Annotated in this window: 12 protein-coding genes and 3 pseudogenes; 12 read left to right on the plus strand and 3 right to left on the minus strand. The window is 43.1% G+C overall.

Features of this window, described 5'->3' with window-relative positions; all coding sequences use genetic code 11:
- Positions 1-94: 94 nt before the first annotated feature.
- The 4 genes from JCM10512_RS10295 to JCM10512_RS22500 all read left to right on the plus strand — a co-directional run bounded on the left by JCM10512_RS10295 (position 95) and on the right by JCM10512_RS22500 (position 3,831).
- A complete protein-coding gene (locus JCM10512_RS10295; protein WP_044162799.1) occupies positions 95-1,081 on the plus strand; it encodes a FimB/Mfa2 family fimbrial subunit in 987 nt (328 codons plus the stop codon).
- A 58-nt stretch (positions 1,082-1,139) separates the two neighbouring features.
- Entirely contained in the window at positions 1,140-1,445 is a 306-nt protein-coding gene (locus JCM10512_RS10300; protein WP_044162802.1) for a hypothetical protein, read from the plus strand.
- Positions 1,446-1,561: 116 nt separating this feature from the next.
- Positions 1,562-3,484 (plus strand): BACON domain-containing protein, encoded by a 1,923-nt coding sequence (locus JCM10512_RS10305; protein ID WP_158332208.1) that lies wholly within the window; start codon positions 1,562-1,564, stop codon positions 3,482-3,484.
- A complete protein-coding gene (locus JCM10512_RS22500) occupies positions 3,451-3,831 on the plus strand; it encodes a hypothetical protein (RefSeq protein WP_148298369.1) in 381 nt (126 codons plus the stop codon). The genes JCM10512_RS10305 and JCM10512_RS22500 overlap by 34 nt, the downstream gene beginning before the upstream one ends.
- A 196-nt stretch (positions 3,832-4,027) precedes the next feature.
- Here the strand turns inward: JCM10512_RS22500 and fabD are convergent, their stop codons facing one another.
- Both fabD and thiD read right to left on the minus strand, forming a co-directional pair.
- Positions 4,028-4,915, minus strand: coding sequence for an ACP S-malonyltransferase (gene fabD / locus JCM10512_RS10310; RefSeq protein ID WP_044162806.1), 888 nt, complete (start codon positions 4,913-4,915; stop codon positions 4,028-4,030).
- Between the two features lie 73 nt (positions 4,916-4,988).
- Complete coding sequence (gene thiD, locus JCM10512_RS10315) at positions 4,989-5,804, minus strand: bifunctional hydroxymethylpyrimidine kinase/phosphomethylpyrimidine kinase (RefSeq protein ID WP_044162809.1); 816 nt, start codon at positions 5,802-5,804, stop codon at positions 4,989-4,991.
- A gap of 340 nt (positions 5,805-6,144) precedes the next feature.
- Here thiD and JCM10512_RS10320 point away from each other — a divergent pair, with 340 nt between their 5' ends.
- The 4 genes and pseudogenes from JCM10512_RS10320 to xylE all read left to right on the plus strand — a co-directional run bounded on the left by JCM10512_RS10320 (position 6,145) and on the right by xylE (position 11,337).
- Positions 6,145-6,876 carry an NUDIX hydrolase gene (locus JCM10512_RS10320; RefSeq protein ID WP_044162811.1) on the plus strand — a complete coding sequence of 244 codons (732 nt, stop codon included), beginning with the start codon at positions 6,145-6,147 and terminating at the stop codon, positions 6,874-6,876.
- A 22-nt stretch (positions 6,877-6,898) separates the two neighbouring features.
- Positions 6,899-8,389, plus strand: a complete 1,491-nt coding sequence (locus tag JCM10512_RS10325; protein ID WP_044162813.1) for a xylulokinase — start codon at positions 6,899-6,901, stop codon at positions 8,387-8,389.
- A gap of 74 nt (positions 8,390-8,463) precedes the next feature.
- Positions 8,464-9,780, plus strand: coding sequence for a xylose isomerase (gene xylA / locus JCM10512_RS10330; RefSeq protein WP_044162815.1), 1,317 nt, complete (start codon positions 8,464-8,466; stop codon positions 9,778-9,780).
- Positions 9,781-9,886: 106 nt separating this feature from the next.
- Positions 9,887-11,337 (plus strand): annotated as a pseudogene (gene xylE, locus JCM10512_RS10335) (D-xylose transporter XylE).
- Between the two features lie 130 nt (positions 11,338-11,467).
- Here xylE and JCM10512_RS10340 read toward each other — a convergent pair.
- Entirely contained in the window at positions 11,468-12,088 is a 621-nt protein-coding gene (locus JCM10512_RS10340) for an HU family DNA-binding protein (protein WP_044162817.1), read from the minus strand.
- A gap of 330 nt (positions 12,089-12,418) precedes the next feature.
- Between JCM10512_RS10340 and JCM10512_RS10345 the strand changes: the two genes are divergently transcribed.
- From JCM10512_RS10345 to JCM10512_RS10365, 4 genes and pseudogenes are all read left to right on the plus strand, one after another.
- Positions 12,419-13,762: a DUF3874 domain-containing protein gene (locus JCM10512_RS10345; RefSeq protein ID WP_052517182.1), complete on the plus strand. Its 1,344-nt coding sequence runs from the start codon at positions 12,419-12,421 to the stop codon at positions 13,760-13,762.
- A gap of 383 nt (positions 13,763-14,145) precedes the next feature.
- Positions 14,146-15,683, plus strand: a pseudogene (locus tag JCM10512_RS10350) (GNAT family N-acetyltransferase).
- A 339-nt stretch (positions 15,684-16,022) separates the two neighbouring features.
- Positions 16,023-19,445 (plus strand): annotated as a pseudogene (gene ileS / locus JCM10512_RS10360) (isoleucine--tRNA ligase).
- 32 nt (positions 19,446-19,477) lie between these two features.
- Positions 19,478-19,858, plus strand: coding sequence for a TraR/DksA family transcriptional regulator (locus JCM10512_RS10365; RefSeq protein WP_044162820.1), 381 nt, complete (start codon positions 19,478-19,480; stop codon positions 19,856-19,858).
- The last annotated feature ends 94 nt before the right edge of the window (positions 19,859-19,952 follow it).

Raw genomic sequence — 19,952 nt, forward strand, 5'->3', positions numbered from 1 at the left:
CGTTCGACTATACACTTGGTGAGTTTACGGTCACTATCAACGGTTGGAATGCTCAGGAAGAGGATCATAATATACACCCCCAAAGTAGAATGAGATGAAAAGAATTATATATATATACCTGAGAAAGCTCACCGCGATCTCTTGCCTGTTCTTTGCCACAGCCTGTGAACAACAATCCGCAGGAGTTGCGACAGAGGAACAAACGGTGGATATCAACTTAAATATCTTTCTGGGCCTGAAAGCTGTGCCGGACAATGGAACAGAACAAGAACGCAAAGTAACCTCTTTGCGCGTGTATGCGTTTCATCCGAACGGTTATCTGGATAAGATGGAATATGTGGAGAACGCCACCGGCCTGACAGGCAACCCGTACGTCATGGATATGACGGTATTCTCCGGGCAGAAGACTTTCTGTCTGGTTGCCAACGAGCCTTCGAGACTCACCTCTGTACTTTCAAGCATCAAGAACCACTGGGATTTGCAGGCGTTGACTGTGCAAACAAGTGATTTTACGTTCAACGATCCTGCGCAGGGACTTCTTCCGATGACTTCTACCACTTCCGCTGCCATAACCTCCAATCACACCGCTCCGGTGAATCTTTCATTGGAAAGGGCGGTTGCCAAGACAGAAATTAAAATCATTAAAGATAAAGACAATCCCGATGTGGTTAAGCTAAAAAGCATACAGGTACGCAATACACCTGACAAGAGCCGGCTTATGGAAAATAACCTGTTGGACGTCTCTTCCTCCCTGATCAATTTTGCGGCACAAGACCATGGCTCTGCCATTGTAGGTTCAACCCCTGCCGATACGCTAACGTTGCATCCGGGTTACCTCTTCGAACACCATACAGGGGTGGGAGACCCTATCGCCTTGAATTCAACGGTGCTTTATACAGTTCTCAATATTAAAGGGACTGATATGGGGTATTCCATCCCGCTGCACACGATAGCTTCCGATGCTCAGAAGCATAACAATGTGCTTCGGAATCATTACTATCGCCTGATAGTGACGGTTGGTGATGGTGCTTTGGAAGTTGATTATACCATTAGAGATTGGATGATGAGACGCTTGGGATAAGGAGTTGGGTAAGAAAACAAAAAACAACTAAGAATAAACAAGTAATAGAATATACTTTATGAAGACAATTAAGAATTTATCATTTCTTCTGGCTACTTGCTTTCTGCTATGCCTGAGTGCCTGCCACGAACAGGAAGATTATGGTGAGCAGATACAGGATGGCAAACTGGTACTGAACTACCAGGTGGATGGTGGAATGGAGGTACCGACTTATGCGGTAGCCGCCCAAGCACATGAATGCCGGATTAATGATGTGTATACGCTCTTTTTCCGCAGTAGTTCTCACGCAACCGATCCCAATAAATATGCAGCTACAGCCGTTCGGTTGTTTCTGCTGCGACATCTACGGGCAATGTTCGAGTAACTCTTCCTGCGGGTGAGAAGGCAGATGATCAATGGCAACTTCTTTTTCTGGCTAACTTTGATGCGAATGCTTTTCTGGATGATGAAGCCAATATAGATGACTTATTGACTAATAAAGTGTCTGCTAAAACTTATGAGGAAGCCTGTGAGTATCTGATGGCTTCTTACACTCAAGCCGCGGGTATGGGTGCTCCGCTTGCTATGTCCGCCCAAGCAACCAAAGCTGCTTCTACCAATGCGGTTCATATCAATTTCAAGCGTCGGGTGGCACGTATTGATGTCAACAACTCGGCTGTCTCTAATTTTGAATTAGAAACGGTGCAGGTTTGGAATGCCCGTACCCGTGGTTATATGTTTGATAAAGTAGGTAATTATCCGGACAGTGACTTCTGTCACTATAAGGATCAAGTCGTTAATGCGGTTAATGAAAAGGTAGAAGCCAAGCTTTACGCATTTCCCAACTCTGTAGATGTAACCGACATCGAAGACGAAGTAACGACCTGCCTGATTATCGGAGGTAAGTATGCCGGTAGTAGTACGACTACTTATTACCGGGTGAATGTCTGTCCGGCAGCAAGCCAGCAACTACTTAATGCCAACGGTTCATATACCATCAACATCACGAAAGTAAACTCCGCAGGTGAAGATACTGAAGAAGAGGCCTATAAATCTCCCCTGAAAATGGAGTATGAGATTAATGAGTGGGACGATTCGTTTCTGGGTATCTATGTGTTCGATAAGGATGGCAACGGGCTGGGTGTATCGCAGCGTAAAGTGATTTTCTCGGAGGAAGGAAATCAATCGGTGGAACTAGAGGTATTTACGCTTAAGAGTGCGACCAATCCGATTACAGAAAATTGGGTATTGGGTGGACTTCAAGGAGCGAATGCTTCTACCTATTTCTCTGCGGATAGAAACTCGATTTCTGACGACGAGAACTACCTAACGGTAACTACTCTAATTGACAATGCGACTCTTTACGACCGGGAAGCAACGTTTGATGTGACTTGGGGAAACATCAGTATACCCATCAACTTAACCCAACTTAATCCCAACTCTTTGATCAGTAAGATTAGCCTCTTACCCGACGAACTTGAATTTGAAAAGCCCGGAGGTACTCAAGAAATATGTGTGAACCTGCAAGGGAATTTTGGAGGTATTGGCCGTGAAGATATAACACCTGTCGCTTTATATCAAGGCAGTGAGAGCGATTGGCTCACTTTGGGTCCAGGGACAACGCCCGACTCCCCGGCTTTAGGGCTTTTTTATTTTAACGTAACCGCTTCCGAATATACAACCGGCACAAATCGCTTGGCAGATATTAAATTTGTGGTAACACAAGGCGACTTGATAGCTACCGCTCAGGCACTGGTGAGACAAAACAATATGGTGCGTGAAGTGGCGATCTATCTGCTTGAAAAATCGGGTACTGACTATGAGTATAGAGGGCTTGCCTCTGAGTACTTTTCCGGTGTTAAAGGATTTGATAGCGAGGAGGATATGTCTGATCACTTACACTTTGCCATTATGGCCCCTGATCAGTTTAAATATCAAATGAAGATTAAATCATCCATGGATTGGGAAGTTAGTTCCACGATAGGGACGAGTAGTAATCTTCGGTTCAGTCCCAGTTCAGGAACAGGTGACGCCAATACAGAGAGCATTGTTGAGATTACAGTAACTTCTCAGGCTGATTCCGGTTGGGACGGAGGCTTTTACATTGAATATGAGAATGGAGTTCAGACAGAGTTTATTGTACATCAGCAAGGGGCTTTTAAAAAACTAGGAGAATATACAAATGACTCAAACGTTAGTGTTGAAAGCGACCACATCTATTATTATGGAGTTTTTAAGATGAATAAAAAACTATGGCTCGACCGTAATATAGGTGCAACTGTGGGGCAAGATGGAATTAATGGATATTTTACCAATGTACCCGATTCGGATATACCTAGTGATCCGGCCGCTAAAGGTGTTTATTTTACTCGGGCGCAAGCCGATAAAGCATGCCCTCCGGCTTCCGCCTGCCTAAAGGAGTAAAGAATAGTGGTGATGGCGAATGGGATTGGGTCGAAGCTAATCTAGTATGGTCTGGACTCAATGGGAATGCTGCAGCTGGAGGAGTTGCTTACAGATACGTACAGTATGTTACTTACTCTGATAATCCGCTCAAAAGATGGTTTTTGCCTGTTGGCGGTTGGAATGCGTATCAGTCGGAATCATACGGCTACCTTTGGTCTCAGGGGACTGGATATCTCTACTACGCCACTCGTACTAGTGGCAATAAAGGCTTGAACACTTTTTATGATGACCGGGACGTATGGTTCGTTGCGTGCAGGACAATTAGTTCGACTCATTTGATTAATCCTCCAGGGTTTCAATTCTAGTCCTAAGGCTTTAGTAAATCAGGTGTCGTGAGACACTGGTGTTTAGTTTTATAAATTTTGTTTTTAACCGCGTGGATTGGGATAATTCGCGCGGTTTACTATTAAAAATCCCAACTACTCATTGCGAATAGTTGGGATTCTATGCTTATTACAAAGGAGCAGACTCCTTGTTAAGTCTATGAGGAGAACCTCACAATCAAGCTACGCCATGCGCATTGACTGTCGGTTCTATTTTCTTAATTAAACCTTGCAATACAGCTCCCGGCCCACATTCGGTGAAATCAGTAGCACCATCGGCAACCATGTTTCTTACAATTTGCGTCCAACGTACAGAAGCGGTAAGTTGTGCAACCAGATTCTTCTTGATTTCTGCCGGATCGGTGTGTGGCAGTGCATCTACATTCTGATAAACAGGGCATTTGGGTGCGTGGAAATCAGTAGCATTGATAGCAGCTTCCAATTCAACTTTAGCAGGATCCATAAGTGGAGAGTGGAATGCTCCGCCTACTTTTAATGGGAGGGCACGCTTAGCTCCGGCAGCTTTCATCTCTTCACAAGCTTTCTCAATGGCAGGGATGGAACCGGAAATAACAATTTGTCCCGGGCAGTTGTAGTTGGCCGGGACACAAACTTCGCCTCCGCTATTTACAGACGCACAAATCTCTTCTACCTTTTCATCTGCCAACGCAATGATAGCAGCCATTGTAGATGGAGTGGCCTCGCAAGCTTTCTGCATAGCCATAGCACGTGCGTAAACCAATTTCAGTCCATCTTCGAAGCTTAATGCTCCGGCAGCTACTAATGCGGAGAATTCTCCGAGTGAGTGGCCGGCAGTCATTTCGGGTTTGAAGTCTTCTCCCATGCAAAGTGCAGAGATAACGGAATGTAAGAATACAGCCGGTTGGGTTACTTTGGTCTGACGCAGATCTTCGTCGGTACCGCTAAACATGATATCGGTAATGCGATATCCTAAAATATCATTTGCTTTTTCAAACAGTTCTTTGGCTAAAGCTGAATTATCATATAAATCTTTGCCCATTCCTACGAATTGAGCTCCTTGACCGGGAAATACGAATGCTTTCATCTTTTTTTAATATTTAAATTTATAGTTAATTTTGTGCGCAAAGGTACAGAATTTTATAATACAGACACGCAATTTATTCACTTTTGTGCATGGAGTCGGGGAAATGCCATAACGGGCCATTGCCTTGTCCTATATTCAAATCCCTACCGGCTGCAATGGCTTGTTCGATGTATCTTTTAGCTTCTCGAATGGCTTCGTTCGACGAATTACCTTTCGCCAACTGGGTTGCAATGGCAGAAGAGAGTGTACAGCCTGTGCCGTGCAGATTTCGGCTTTCGATCTTTTTCCCTTTGTAAATTGCAGACTTGTCATCCGCCGAATACAGAACGTCGCACATATCCTCACCCGGTAGATGTCCACCTTTGACTAATATGCTTGTTTGGTAAAGAGTAGCAAGTTCTTGAGCTGCGTGCAACATCTCTTCCGGAGAGGTTACCGATCGGGCGCAGAGCACGGCAACTTCGTTTAAGTTGGGTGTTATCAGGGTAGTCAGCGGAAACAATACTTCTTTTATTTCTTGGATAGCTTCCGTTGTCATCAGCAAATGTCCACTAGTCGACACCATGACCGGATCGTAAACAACGAAGCGCGGCTGGTGCTTTTGCAGGCAGGCGGCTATCATGCGAATGGTGGCTACATCATTCACCATCCCTATTTTGATTGCGTCCGGTTGCAGATCGCTCATCACGGCTTCTATCTGATCGTACACAGTTTCGGGAGAAACGGCTTCTACGCGCTGAACGCCCAAGGTGTTTTGAACAGTGATGGCGGTGATGACGGAAGCGGCATAACCTCCTAATGCGGATATCGTTTTTATATCCGCCTGAATGCCGGCCCCGCCTGAACAATCGGAACCTGCAATAGACAAAACAACCGGATAGGGTCTCATTTTTGTTTTTTTAATGTTTCGAGAACAAAGATAAAGTAAAAAACAGGAAGGTACAAAATGGATGGCTACCTAAAATACAATAAGGAGTGGTTAAACTAATCGGATGTAAAAGAGATAAAAGCGCTGATAATAAAGCTACTTACTCTTATTGTATTTTGTACAATTACAGCATGAATTCTTTTGGTAGAATACATATTGTAATTCATACGATAACATTAACTACTGATATTGTACATAGTAAGATAACTACTTTGGTGAGAAACAATGTTTTATAGCATGTCTTTTGTTTCGTTCGTAATGGGATAACTGCCTATATTTGTCATGTTTTTAAGAAATAGATATGCTAGGAATACAAAAAAAAGCCCCGTTAGCCAACAATCATATATCAGTAGACTGTGTTGTGATCGGCTTTGACGGAGAGCAACTGAAAGTCTTACTTATTAAGCGTGCAGGTGAAGAGGGTGGGGAAGTTTATCATGATATGAAACTTCCGGGAAGCTTGATTTACATGGATGAAGATTTGGACGAAGCCGCTCAACGCGTATTATACGAACTTACCGGTATTAAGAATGTTAATTTGATGCAGTTTAAGGCCTTTGGTTCTAAGAATAGAACCAGTAATCCGAAAGATGTGCGTTGGTTGGAGCGTGCTATGCAGTCGAGGGTAGAACGTATTGTGACAATCGCCTACTTATCTATGGTAAAGATCGACCGGACTTTTGATAAGAATCTGGATGCGTTTCAAGCAAGTTGGGTGGCCATGGAAGATCTCAAGACATTGGCCTTTGACCATAACCTAATTATAAAGGAAGCGTTGACCTATATTCGTCAGATTGTAGACTTCAACCCTTCGATGCTGTTTGAACTGTTGCCCCGTAAGTTTACCGCTTCGCAATTGCGTATTCTCTTTGAATTGATATACGACAAGCCTGTTGATGTGCGCAACTTTCATAAGAAAATCGCTATGATGGAATATGTTGTTCCGCTAGAAGAAAAACAGCAAGGAGTTGCTCACCGGGCTGCTCGCTATTATAAATTTGACAAAAAGACCTATAATAAGGTAAGACGATAATCATCAGTAAATTAATAAATATATGTTTCTATTAGGTTATGACATCGGTAGCTCCTCTGTAAAGGCGAGCTTAGTAAACGCCGAAACCGGCAAATGCGTCTCTTCAGCATTCTTCCCTAAAACGGAAGCAAAGATTATAGCGGTTCGTCCCGGATGGGCTGAGCAAGATCCTGAAAGTTGGTGGGAAAATCTGAAACTGGCAACAAATACAATCCTGTCAGAGTCGGGGGTAAGTGCTGCCGAAATCAAGGCGATTGGTATATCCTACCAGATGCATGGCTTGGTTTGTGTAGATAAAGACCAACAAGTATTGCGTCCTTCTATTATATGGTGTGACTCCCGGGCTGTTCCTTACGGACAAAAAGCTTTTGAAACATTGGGTGAGGAGACCTGTCTTTCTCATCTGCTGAATTCACCGGGAAACTTCACAGCCTCTAAATTGGCTTGGATCAAAGCGAATGAGCCTGCCATCTATGAGCGGATTTATAAAATCATGCTTCCGGGTGACTACATTGCCATGAAGCTGAGTGGTGAAATCTGCACAACTGTTTCCGGGCTTTCCGAAGGAATGTTTTGGGACTTCCGCAACAACCGCGTAGCCGACTTCCTGATGGACTATTATGGTTTTGATTCGTCGTTGATTGCAGACATCAAACCCACATTTGCTGAGCAGGGTAGGGTTAATGCCGCAGCGGCTAAAGAGTTGGGACTGAAAGAAGGAACACCGATTACCTATCGCGCAGGCGATCAGCCGAATAACGCGCTTTCGCTGAACGTATTCAATCCCGGTGAAATTGCTTCCACAGCCGGAACTTCCGGAGTTGTATATGGAGTAAACGGAGAAGTGAACTACGATCCTCAGTCGCGTGTGAATACGTTTGCACACGTAAATCATACCGCGGAGCAGACTCGTTTGGGCGTACTGCTTTGCATCAATGGAACCGGTATCCTCAATTCTTGGGTAAAGCGCACCATCGCTCCCGAAGGAATCTCGTATAATGAGATGAATGTATTGGCTTCTAAAGCCCCGGTGGGCAGTGCAGGTATCAGTATTCTGCCTTTTGGGAATGGAGCCGAACGTATGTTGAACAATAAAGAGATCGGATGTAGCATCCGGGGAGTAGACTTTAATGTACACGAGAAGCATCACATCATCCGTGCGGCTCAGGAAGGTATCGTTTTCTCCTTTAAATATGGTATCGATATTATGGAGCAGATGGGTATTCCGGTGAAGAAGATTCACGCCGGCCATGCAAATATGTTCTTAAGTTCCATCTTCCGCGATACTTTGGCGGGCGTTTCGGGGGCTACCATCGAACTCTATGACACGGACGGTTCGGTAGGAGCTGCGAAAGGCGCTGGAATCGGTGCGGGCATCTATAAAGATAATAACGAAGCATTCGCTACGTTGACCAAGTTGGATGTGATTGAACCGAACGTTGCCAAGCAACAGGAGTTTATCGATGCGTACGAGAAATGGAAGCATCGTTTAGAAAAATCAATGTCGAAATAAAACAATTTATACGTATAATCTCGAATGCCTTATTGGTGTTGCACGAATAAGGCGTTCTTAAAACAATTATTATTATGGCAGTAAAAGAGTATTTTCCGGGTGTAGGAAAAATTAAGTTTGAAGGTAAAGAAAGTAAAAATCCGATGGCATTCCGTTATTATGATGCTGAAAAAGTAGTTAACGGAAAGAAGATGAAAGACTGGTTGAAGTTCGCTATGGCATGGTGGCATACACTTTGCGCTGAAGGTGGCGACCAGTTTGGTGGCGGAACAAAGCAATTCCCTTGGAATGGTGATGTGGATGTTCTTCAGGCAGCTAAGAACAAAATGGACGCCGGTTTTGAATTCATGCAGAAAATCGGTATCGAATATTATTGCTTCCACGATGTAGACTTGACTTCTGAAGGCAGCAGCATCGAAGAATACGAAGCTAACTTGAAAGCAATCGTTGCTTACGCGAAACAAAAACAACAAGAAACTGGTATCAAACTGTTGTGGGGTACTGCGAATGTATTTAGCCACGAACGTTATATGAATGGTGCTGCAACCAATCCTAACTTCGACGTAGTAGCTCGTGCTGCTGTTCAGATTAAGAACGCAATCGACGCTACAATCGAATTGGGTGGTCAGAACTATGTATTCTGGGGTGGACGTGAAGGCTATATGTCTTTGTTGAACACCGATCAGAAACGTGAAAAAGATCATTTGGCACAAATGTTGACTGTTGCTCGTGATTACGCTCGTGCACGTGGTTTCAAAGGTACGTTCCTGATCGAACCGAAACCGATGGAACCAACCAAACATCAGTATGATGTAGATACTGAAACTGTGATCGGCTTCTTGAAAGCTCATGGTTTGGACAAAGACTTCAAAGTAAACATTGAAGTGAATCACGCTACTTTGGCCGGCCATACTTTCGAACACGAATTGGCAGTAGCTGTTGACAACGGTATGTTGGGTTCAATCGACGCAAACCGTGGTGATTACCAGAACGGATGGGATACAGACCAATTCCCAATCGATAACTTCGAATTGATTCAGGCTATGATGCAGATTATCCGCAACGATGGTTTGGGTAATGGCGGTACAAACTTCGACGCTAAAACTCGTCGTAACTCTACCGATCTGGAAGATATCTTCATTGCTCACATCGCAGGTATGGATGCTATGGCACGTGCACTCGAAAGTGCAGCAGCTTTGTTGAATGAATCTCCTTACGCAAAAATGTTCGCCGACCGTTACGCTTCTTTCGACGGTGGTAAAGGTAAGGACTTCGAGCAAGGAAAACTATCTTTGGAAGATCTGGTTGCTTATGCAAAAGCAAACGGTGAGCCGAAGCAGATTAGCGGCAAACAAGAACTTTATGAAGCAATCGTAAATATGTATTGCTAATCATAAAAACCAATAGAGTGATAAGGTCTCAGCGTACTAGAGCTTTGTCACTCTATTTTTTACAACAACTACAACTACTAATTTCCTACTTATTTAATAAAGAACTATGAATAATACAATAAATGAAGGAAGTAAACTTTATTTGTATTCTATAACCTCCATCGCCATCATTGGAGGGTTGCTCTTCGGTTATGATACAGCCGTTATCTCGGGAGCCGAAAAAGGATTGGAAGCCTTTTTCCTTTCTGCTCCTGACTTTCACTATGATAAAGTAATGCATGGAATTACTTCATCCAGCGCTTTGATTGGATGTATTATCGGTGGGTCGATATCCGGAATATTAGCTTCTCGTCTGGGACGCCGGAACTCGTTACGTGTTGCCGCCATCTTGTTCTTCTTATCCGCTTTAGGTTCTTACCATCCTGAATTCTTATTCTTTGAATACGGACAGCCAAGCATGAACTTACTGATCGCATTCAACTTGTATCGCATATTGGGTGGTATAGGTGTTGGATTGGCGTCGGCGGTATGTCCTATGTATATTGCGGAGATAGCTCCCTCGAGAATTCGCGGAACGTTGGTTTCGTGCAACCAGTTCGCCATTATCTTTGGTATGTTGGTTGTTTATTTCGTGAACTTTATGATTTTAGGTGATCACCAAAATCCGCTTCTGCTGAAAGATGCTGCCGGACTCTATACGGTAAGCCCTGAATCCGATATGTGGACCATACATGAAGGTTGGAGATACATGTTCCTTTCGGCTGCTATACCAGCGGCTGCCTTTGGATTCCTGCTCTTCTTCGTGCCTAAAACACCACGTTATCTGGTGATGATTCAACAGGAAGACAAAGCGCTTTCTATCTTAGAGAAGATCAACGGACGCGCTAAAGCGATTGAAATTCTGGGTGAGATTAAAGCAACTGCTCATGAAAAACAGAGAAGATCTTTACGTATGGAGTGGCTGTAATCGTAATCGGTATTCTATTGTCCGTATTCCAACAGGCAATCGGTATCAACGCCGTATTATATTACGCTCCTCGTATTTTTGAAAATGCCGGTGCTGAAGGTGGTGGAATGATGCAAACCGTAATTATGGGTGTGGTAAACATCGCCTTTACATTGGTTGCTATATTTACAGTCGATAAGTTTGGACGTAAACCGTTGTTGATTATCGGTTCTATCGGTATGGCTGTAGGTGCTTTCTCGGTTGCTTTCTGCGACAGCATGGGCATCAAGGGGCTTTTGCCGGTATTGTCTATTATCGTATACGCTGCCTTCTTCATGATGTCATGGGGACCTATCTGCTGGGTATTGATCTCGGAGATATTCCCTAATACGATCCGTGGTAAGGCAATCGCTATCGCTGTAGCTTTCCAGTGGACATTTAACTATATCATTTCCTCTACTTTCCCGGCATTGTACGACTTCAGTCCGATGTTCGCTTATAGCTTGTATGGAGTGATCTGTGTAGCTGCCGCCTTGTTTGTATGGCGTTGGGTACCCGAAACAAAAGGTAAAACCCTGGAAGAAATGAGTAAACTTTGGAAGAAAGGCTAATTAATTCGATTCGTGTGTTTTATCGTGTCGTTAGGACATGATTTTATCAAGATTATGACATCATATCATTGATATGATGTCATAATCACTTTTTGGCGTATCTTGCAGTGAACCAGACATTTATTTTGCGTCAACTATTTCGGGATACTCCAAACCAACCTGGTATGGGAAAATAAAAAGGAGAGTGGGTATATCCCGGATGAGATAATTTTCCTTCGACTACCCGTTCCTTTAATCTGCGAAGCGCAGTGCTCTTTCTTAGCCCACACAATGAGCAGAGTCGAGATGTCGTTATATACGAGTTGTCTTTGAAATACTCGGCTAATTGTCCGTCAATCTCTATGTCGCTTAATTCCTGCGACCGGCTCGTCTTGCTTACTTTCTCAAAAGTCGTAGCTTTCAATTCACGCAGTAAATCCTTGGACGGCGTAAAAACGATTCCGCTGCAATGGATGCTTTCAGCACGCATCTCTTTAGGAGAGCGTACTTCCGGAGATTCGGCTTTGATTCGGAATGAACCGACTCCTTCAATGTGAATGCTTTTTCCATTGGATAATTCTTGTTTGAAAACATCGGCGAATTCAATAAAAGATCCCTTAACATCACTTTGTCTGAGGCTACTTCTAGACTCAATAATTTTAGCTACATCTTCTAATGTAATAGTTTCTCTAACCACCAACCGCGCGTGATACCTTTTCTTATGTGAATCTTTGGGTTGAGGAGTAACGAAGAAATCATAAAGTGCATTCATGTTAATTGTATTGTGCGCACCAGTTAGCAGATTTGCGCGGTCGTTTTATTTGTTTGTGCCTTCTTATTAGTTGGCTCACATTATGTGCAACAGTTAACTCATATGTTGTGAAACGCGCGTCCCACATAATGTGGAACAGCTGTTTCACAATATGTGCTACAGCTAATATGTGAGTCAAAATTACTAATTATTCTAATAAAAAGCAATACTAGAATCGTTTATTTCGGCTAGTTAAGATTTTTTTAAATTACGATCCGATATATTTGCAAATCAGTGTTTCAGTACTATACTTTTGAACCTAAATTCTCATAATAACTAAAAAAAAGAAGTATGAAAACAATGATTATGAAAGTAGTAGAAACACTAAAGAAGTTGTTTGTACAAACACAAATGTCGGTTGAAACAGTAGAACATGAAGTAGAAGTAGGGTTGGAGGGCCGTATTATGCAACCTATGCTATTGAAAGAGCCGCAAAAGGGGGTAAAAATGAAGTTGGTTAAGGAGAAGCCTGAAAAAGTCGGTACGGCTAAGAGTTGGAGTCAGGCAATAACTTTACAGTTAGGGAAGTATCTGAAGGACAATTTTGTATTCCGCTACAATAGCCTGACGGGTGCTACGGAATATAGAGGGATTCATGCTACGAACAGTTTTCGTGCCATCGATGATCGTGAAATGAATGGTATTATCGTCGATGCGCATTTAGAAGGGATATCCTGTTGGAAAAACGATGTACCTACTTTGGTCTTATCCAATAAAGTCAGCGCATATAACCCTTTTCATCTCTATGTGAATGAATTGCCGCGCTGGGATGGAGTAGACCGTGTGACTTCTTTATTGCTGCGGGTTTCCAATAATGAAATCTGGTTGAAAGGTGGGCGTTACTGGTTGCGGGCCATGTTGTCTCAATGGAGTGGGGAGGCTCGTTTGCACGCTAATGTGCTAACTCCGGTATTGATAAGTGGCAAACAAGGATTGAGTAAAAGTACCTTTTGCCGGTTGTTAATGCCGGATTCACTCCGATGTTATTTTCTGGACAATTTAAATCTGTCAGCCGGCACTTCGCCCGAGCGGAAACTTGTGAAGTACGGGTTAATCAACTTGGATGAATTTGACAAAATTAAGGAAAAACAACAAGCTACCCTAAAGAATCTGCTGCAAATGGTTAATGTGCCGGTTTATCATGGGAGACGGCTGGGGTGGGAAAATGAGTCTCGGCTGGCTTCTTTTATAGCTACTACAAATTCGTATCAGATACTGACCGATCCCACGGGAAGTCGTCGTTTTCTGTGTGTGGAAGTACTGAAACCCATTTCCGAACAGCCTTTAGTGCATAAACAGATTTACGCGCAATTGAAGGCTGAACTTGAATCCGGACAACCGGACTATTTGAATCAGGAGGAAGAAGCGTTGTTGCAGCAGCAGAACAAAGCCTATTATCGCCAGTCTCCGTTGGAGGATGTGTTTTATAGTTGTTTCCGCCGTCCGCGGGAATCGGAGAAAGGTATTTGGCTGACGGCTGCGGAAATATTTAAAGTCTTGCATAGGTTTAACTCTGCTGCTTTGCGGGATATGTCTACGCATCAGCTAAGTTTGCGACTTTGCGCAATGGGATTCTTACCGAAACATTCATCGTATGGGAATCGGTATTATGTGCTGAATATTTTACTCTCTTAAAAGATGCCGCATTGTATCGTATTGTATGTTAGATCGTTACGGCAAAAAGTGATTTACATATGAAACCGTTGTACTTTTGTTTACGTGGGCAAATATTGATATTTGTATATAATTTATTAAATTTGCCAAAGCGGAAAGTAATCCTTGGGGACTCTCCTTAATATATAAGGTAGGAAACAATTCAATATTAAATTTTGTTTCTGGTGGAGGAGATAAGTAAATATCATATACGCTATGCAAAATGGTACAGTTACAAATGGAATGATTGTCCTGTCAGAAATAAAGTTGCATTTAAATATCCATTAAAAAAATGTGCGTTGTTGTATCATTAATCAAATTAGCGATACCTTTGCACTGTCTTTAATATAAAAACATATATTGTCATGGAACAGCATCCGATAATCATCAATAAGCTGCAAATTCGAAATCTACAAATAGAAGACTATGCTCAGTTATCTCAATCATTTACCCGTGTCTATTCGGATGGGAGCGATGTGTTCTGGACCCATAAGCAGATCGAGACATTAATTAAGATTTTCCCCGAAGGCAGATTGTGACAGAAGTCGATGATAAAATAGTCGGATGTGCCCTGTCTATCATCGTGGATTATGATAAGGTGAAGAATGATCATACCTACGCTCAGGTAACAGGTAAAGAAACGTTCAATACGCATAATCCGAAAGGGAATATACTCTATGGTATCGAAGTGTTTATTCATCCGGAGTTTCGCGGACTGCGTTTGGCGCGCCGTATGTATGAGTACCGAAAGGAACTTTGCGAAACGCTAAACCTGAAATCGATCATGTTTGGTGGCCGTATTCCGAATTATCATAAATACGCGGAAAAGATGCGCCCGAAAGAATACATTGAGCGGGTACGTCAACGAGAGATTTATGATCCGGTACTTACGTTTCAGCTTTCCAACGACTTCCATGTGCGCAAAGTGATGACGAATTATTTGCCGAATGATGAGGAGTCCAAACACTATGCTTGTCTGCTGCAATGGGATAATATCTACTACCAAGCACCTACTCAAGAATTTATAAATCCTAAAACGACTGTTCGTGTCGGTCTGGTTCAATGGCAGATGCGTAGTTATAAAACGCTGGACGACTTGTTTGAGCAAGTCGAATTCTTTGTCGATGCTGTGTCAGACTACAAAAGTGACTTTGTGATTTTCCCCGAATACTTCAATGCTCCTCTGATGTCGAAGTATAACAATAAGGGAGAATCTCAGGCTATTCGCGGACTGGCACAGTACACTGATGAGATTCGTAATCGCTTTATCAATCTGGCCGTTAGCTATAATATAAATATCATCGCAGGAAGTATGCCTTACGTGAAAGAAGACGGCTTGCTGTATAACGTTGGCTTCCTTTGCCGCCGGGATGGTACACATGAAATGTACGAGAAGCTACACGTCACGCCGGATGAAATTAAGAGTTGGGGCTTGAATGGAGGTAAATTCCTGAAAACATTTGATACCGACTGCGCGAAAATCGGTGTGTTGATCTGTTATGATATTGAGTTTCCTGAGTTATCCCGTTTGATGGCGGATGAAGGTATGCAGATTCTCTTTGTGCCATTTGTGACGGATACGCAGAATGCCTACTCACGTGTACGTGTTTGTGCACAGGCTCGTGCCATCGAAAACGAATGTTACGTTGTTATCGCCGGTTGTGTGGGCAACTTGCCTCGGGTGCATAACATGGATATTCAGTATGCGCAATCGGCTGTATTTACTCCCTGTGACTTTGCTTTCCCAACTGATGGAAAGCGGGCAGAAGCGACTCCTAATACCGAAATGATTCTGGTCTCCGATGTCGATCTGGATCTCTTAAACGCACTTCATACGTATGGTAGTGTGCGCAACCTGAAAGATCGAAGAAACGATATTTATGAGCTAAAGCTGAAGAAATAGGTCGATACTCACCGTTTCAGGCACTTTTCGCAATCCAATTACTACTTGATTCGCACTAAGCTGAGTCGGGTAATCCAAATGCCCTGGGCAAATGTTCGGGGTAAAGTAGGAGATTGCGTTGTGCAAAGAAGAGCGAAGCCCGGGGTTTTGGATTGGAATATTTATTTTTTTTACTTCCCGCGATCTCAAGATGCCCGAAAGGAACCGCTACCGTCTGGTGATTTCGATTAAAAGTTATCGCATTATGCGTAATTAAACAAATGTTTTTGTAAATTTGCACCCTTAAAAATGAGGCTATCCTCAGATTGTATATTGTAAAATACTAAAATCAGTAATTAGATGAGTAAGAGGTTTACTGAATATTCGCAGTTTGACCTTTCACAGGTAAACAAGGATGTATTGAAGAAATGGGACGAAAACGAGGTTTTCGCCAAGAGTATGACAGAACGTGATGGCTGTCCTTCGTACGTGTTTTATGAAGGCCCGCCTCGGCAAATGGTATGCCGGGTATTCACCATGTAATGGCTCGTTCCATTAAAGATATTTTTTGCCGCTACAAGACAATGAAAGGTTTTCAGGTAAAGCGTAAAGCCGGATGGGATACGCACGGACTACCTGTGGAATTGGGCGTTGAAAAAACACTGGGTATTACAAAAGAAGATATTGGAAAGAAAATTTCGGTTGCCGAATATAATGCAGCTTGTCGGAAAGACGTGATGAAGTTTACCAAAGAATGGGAAGACCTCACACATAAGATGGGCTATTGGGTAGACATGACCGATCCTTATATCACCTACGATAATCGCTATATTGAGACTCTGTGGTGGTTGCTTAAACAAATGCATCAAAAGGATTTGCTATACAAGGGATATACGATCCAACCCTATTCTCCGGCAGCGGGAACCGGACTTAGCTCACATGAGCTGAATCAACCGGGATGCTATCGGGATGTTAAAGACACAACGGTTGTTGCCCAGTTTAAGATCAAAGATCCTAAACCGGAATTGACAGCGTGGGGCACGCCTTACTTTATGGCGTGGACAACAACCCCGTGGACATTGCCCTCGAATACCGCTCTTTGTGTCGGTCCTAAAATAGATTATATAGCCGTACAATCGTACAACGCATATACAGGCGCCCCGATAACTGTGGTGCTAGCTAAAGCTTTGCTTCATGCGCACTTCAATCCGAAAGCTGCTGAATTGAATTTGGAGGATTACAAACAGGGTGATAAACTCATTCCGTATAAAGTAATCGCCGAATATAAAGGAGCGGACTTGGTTGGTCTCGGATATGAGCAACTGATTCCTTGGGTAAATCCGGGAGAAGGTGCATTCCGTGTTATCTCTGGTGACTTTGTAACGACAGAAGATGGTACGGGTATCGTACACATTGCGCCGACCTTCGGAGCAGATGATGCGCAGGTGGCTAAAGCTGCCGGTGTGCCTCCTTTGCAACTGATAAATAAGAAGGGCGAATTGCGTCCGATGGTAGACCTTACCGGTAAATTCTATACTTTAGATGAACTGGATGAAACCTTTGTAAAAGAGCGTGTTAACGTAGAATTTTATAGAGAATATGCCGGACGTTTTGTTAAGAACGACTACGACCCGACTTTGACAGATAAAGACGAAACGCTGGATGTAAGCCTTTGCATGATGATGAAGGCCAACAACCAGGCTTTCAAGATCGAGAAGCATGTGCACAACTATCCGCACTGCTGGCGTACAGACAAACCGGTACTTTATTATCCGTTGGATAGCTGGTTTATCCGTTCCACAGCCTGTAAAGAGCGGATGATTGAACTGAATAAAACCATTAACTGGAAGCCGGAATCAACCGGAACAGGTCGTTTTGGTAAATGGTTGGAAAACCTGAATGACTGGAACCTAAGCCGTTCACGTTATTGGGGAACTCCGTTGCCTATCTGGCGTACGGAGGACAACAGTGAGGAGATCTGTATCGAATCGGTTGAAGAACTTTATAATGAGATAGAGAAGTCGGTTGCTGCCGGCTTGATGGAATCGAATCCGTATAAAAAGAATGGTTTTAAACCGGGTGTCTATTCACCGGAGAACTACGATAAGATAGATCTTCATCGTCCGTACGTTGATGATATTATCCTGGTTTCCAAAGAGGGACAGCCAATGAAGCGCGAGGCAGACCTGATCGATGTTTGGTTTGATTCGGGAGCGATGCCGTATGCCCAAATCCATTATCCGTTCGAGAATAAAGAACTGTTGGATAGCGGAGAGGTATACCCGGCTGATTTTATCGCCGAAGGAGTTGACCAGACACGTGATGGTTCTTTACGTTGCACGCCATTGCCACTATGGTATTCGATAGCGTGTCTTATAAAGCAGTTATATCCAATGGATTGGTGCTTGATAAGAATGGAAATAAAATGTCGAAACGTTTGGGTAATGGAGTGGATCCGTTCCAAGCAATCGAGAAATATGGTTCGGACCCATTGCGTTGGTATATGATAACCAACTCTTCTCCATGGGATAACCTGAAGTTTGATGTTGAAGGCATCGAAGAGGTACGCCGTAAGTTCTTCGGAACATTATATAATACGTACTCATTCTTTGCGCTTTATGCAAACGTGGATGGATTTGAATACAAGGAAGCAGATGTTGCCGTTGCCGATCGTCCGGAAATTGACCGGTGGGTTTTGTCGGTGCTCAACACACTGATTAAAGAGGTAGATACTTGTTACAACGATTATGAGCCGACAAAAGCAGGACGCTTGATCTCTGATTTTGTGAACGATAACCTGTCTAACTGGTTCGTACGCTTAAATCGTAAACGTTTCTGGGGTGGCGAATTCACGCAAGATAAACTATCTGCTTACCAAACGCTTTATACTTGCCTTGAAACAGTGGCTAAACTGATGGCACCGATTTCGCCGTTCTACGCCGATCGTTTATATACCGACTTGATTGGTGTAACCGGTCGCGAAGATAGGGTTTCTGTGCATCTGGCTAAATTCCCTATTTGTTGTGAAGAGATGATCGACAAGGAGCTGGAAGTACGTATGAAGATGGCTCAGGATGTAACTTCTATGGTATTGGCATTGCGTCGTAAAGTGAACATCAAGGTTCGCCAGCCGCTGCAATGTATCATGATTCCCGTAGTGACGAAGAGCAAAAAGCACACGTTGAAGCTGTGAAAGCGTTGATCATGAATGAAGTCAACATCAAGGAAATCAAATTTGTGGACGGAGCGAACGGTGTATTGGTGAAGAAGGTGAAATGTGACTTTAAGAAGCTAGGGCCTAAGTTCGGAAAACAGATGAAAGCGGTAGCTGCTGCTGTATCCGAAATGTCACAGGAAGCGATTGCCGATTTGGAAAAAAATGGAAAGTATCCGCTGAATCTTGCCGATGGAGAAGTAACAATCGAAGCGGCGGATGTTGAAATATATAGCGAAGATATTCCGGGATGGCTGGTAGCTAACGAAGGTAAACTTACTGTTGCACTTGAAGTGACGGTAACGGATGAACTTCGCCGGGAAGGTATTGCCCGTGAACTGGTTAATCGAATCCAAAATATACGCAAGTCAAGTGGTTTTGAAATAACTGATAAAATAAAAATCACTATTTCCAAAAATCTTCAAACGGATGATGCGGTAAAGGAATATAAAACGTATATTTGTAGCCAAGTTCTTGCTACATCTCTTGATTTTACCGATGAAGTAGAAGAAGGAACCGAATTGAACTTTGATGATTTCTCTTTATTCGTGAGTGTAGTAAAAAACTAAACATTTAATAACCTTTTAAACTAGTAGAGATTATGGCAGAAAAAACAAGATATTCGGATGTAGAGCTTCAGGAGTTCCGTGCCATTATTATGGAAAAACTGGAATTAGCTCAGCGCGATTATGATCAGTTGAAAAGAAGTTTGATGGGATTGGATGGTAATGATACCGATGACACTTCTCCCACTTACAAAGTGTTGGAGGAAGGTGCCAATACACTGTCAAAGGAGGAAACAACCCGCCTAGCTCAACGACAGTTGAAGTTTATCCAAGGTTTACAGGCTGCATTAGTACGTATTGAAAACAAAACCTATGGTATTTGTCGGGAGACTGGAAAGCTGATTCCACCCGAAAGATTACGTGCTGTGCCTCACGCTACCTTGAGCATTGAAGCAAAAAATAGTGGAAAAAAATAACGAATGGTAACGAGCTACAAGCTGTCCATACAAGAGTGTCTATTGCTTTTGTAGCAGGCTGATTGTAGCTCGCGGCTTATTATTGATATTGCAA

The sequence above is a fragment of the Bacteroides reticulotermitis JCM 10512 genome, from assembly GCF_000517545.1.
GTDB lineage: Bacteria > Bacteroidota > Bacteroidia > Bacteroidales > Bacteroidaceae > Bacteroides > Bacteroides reticulotermitis.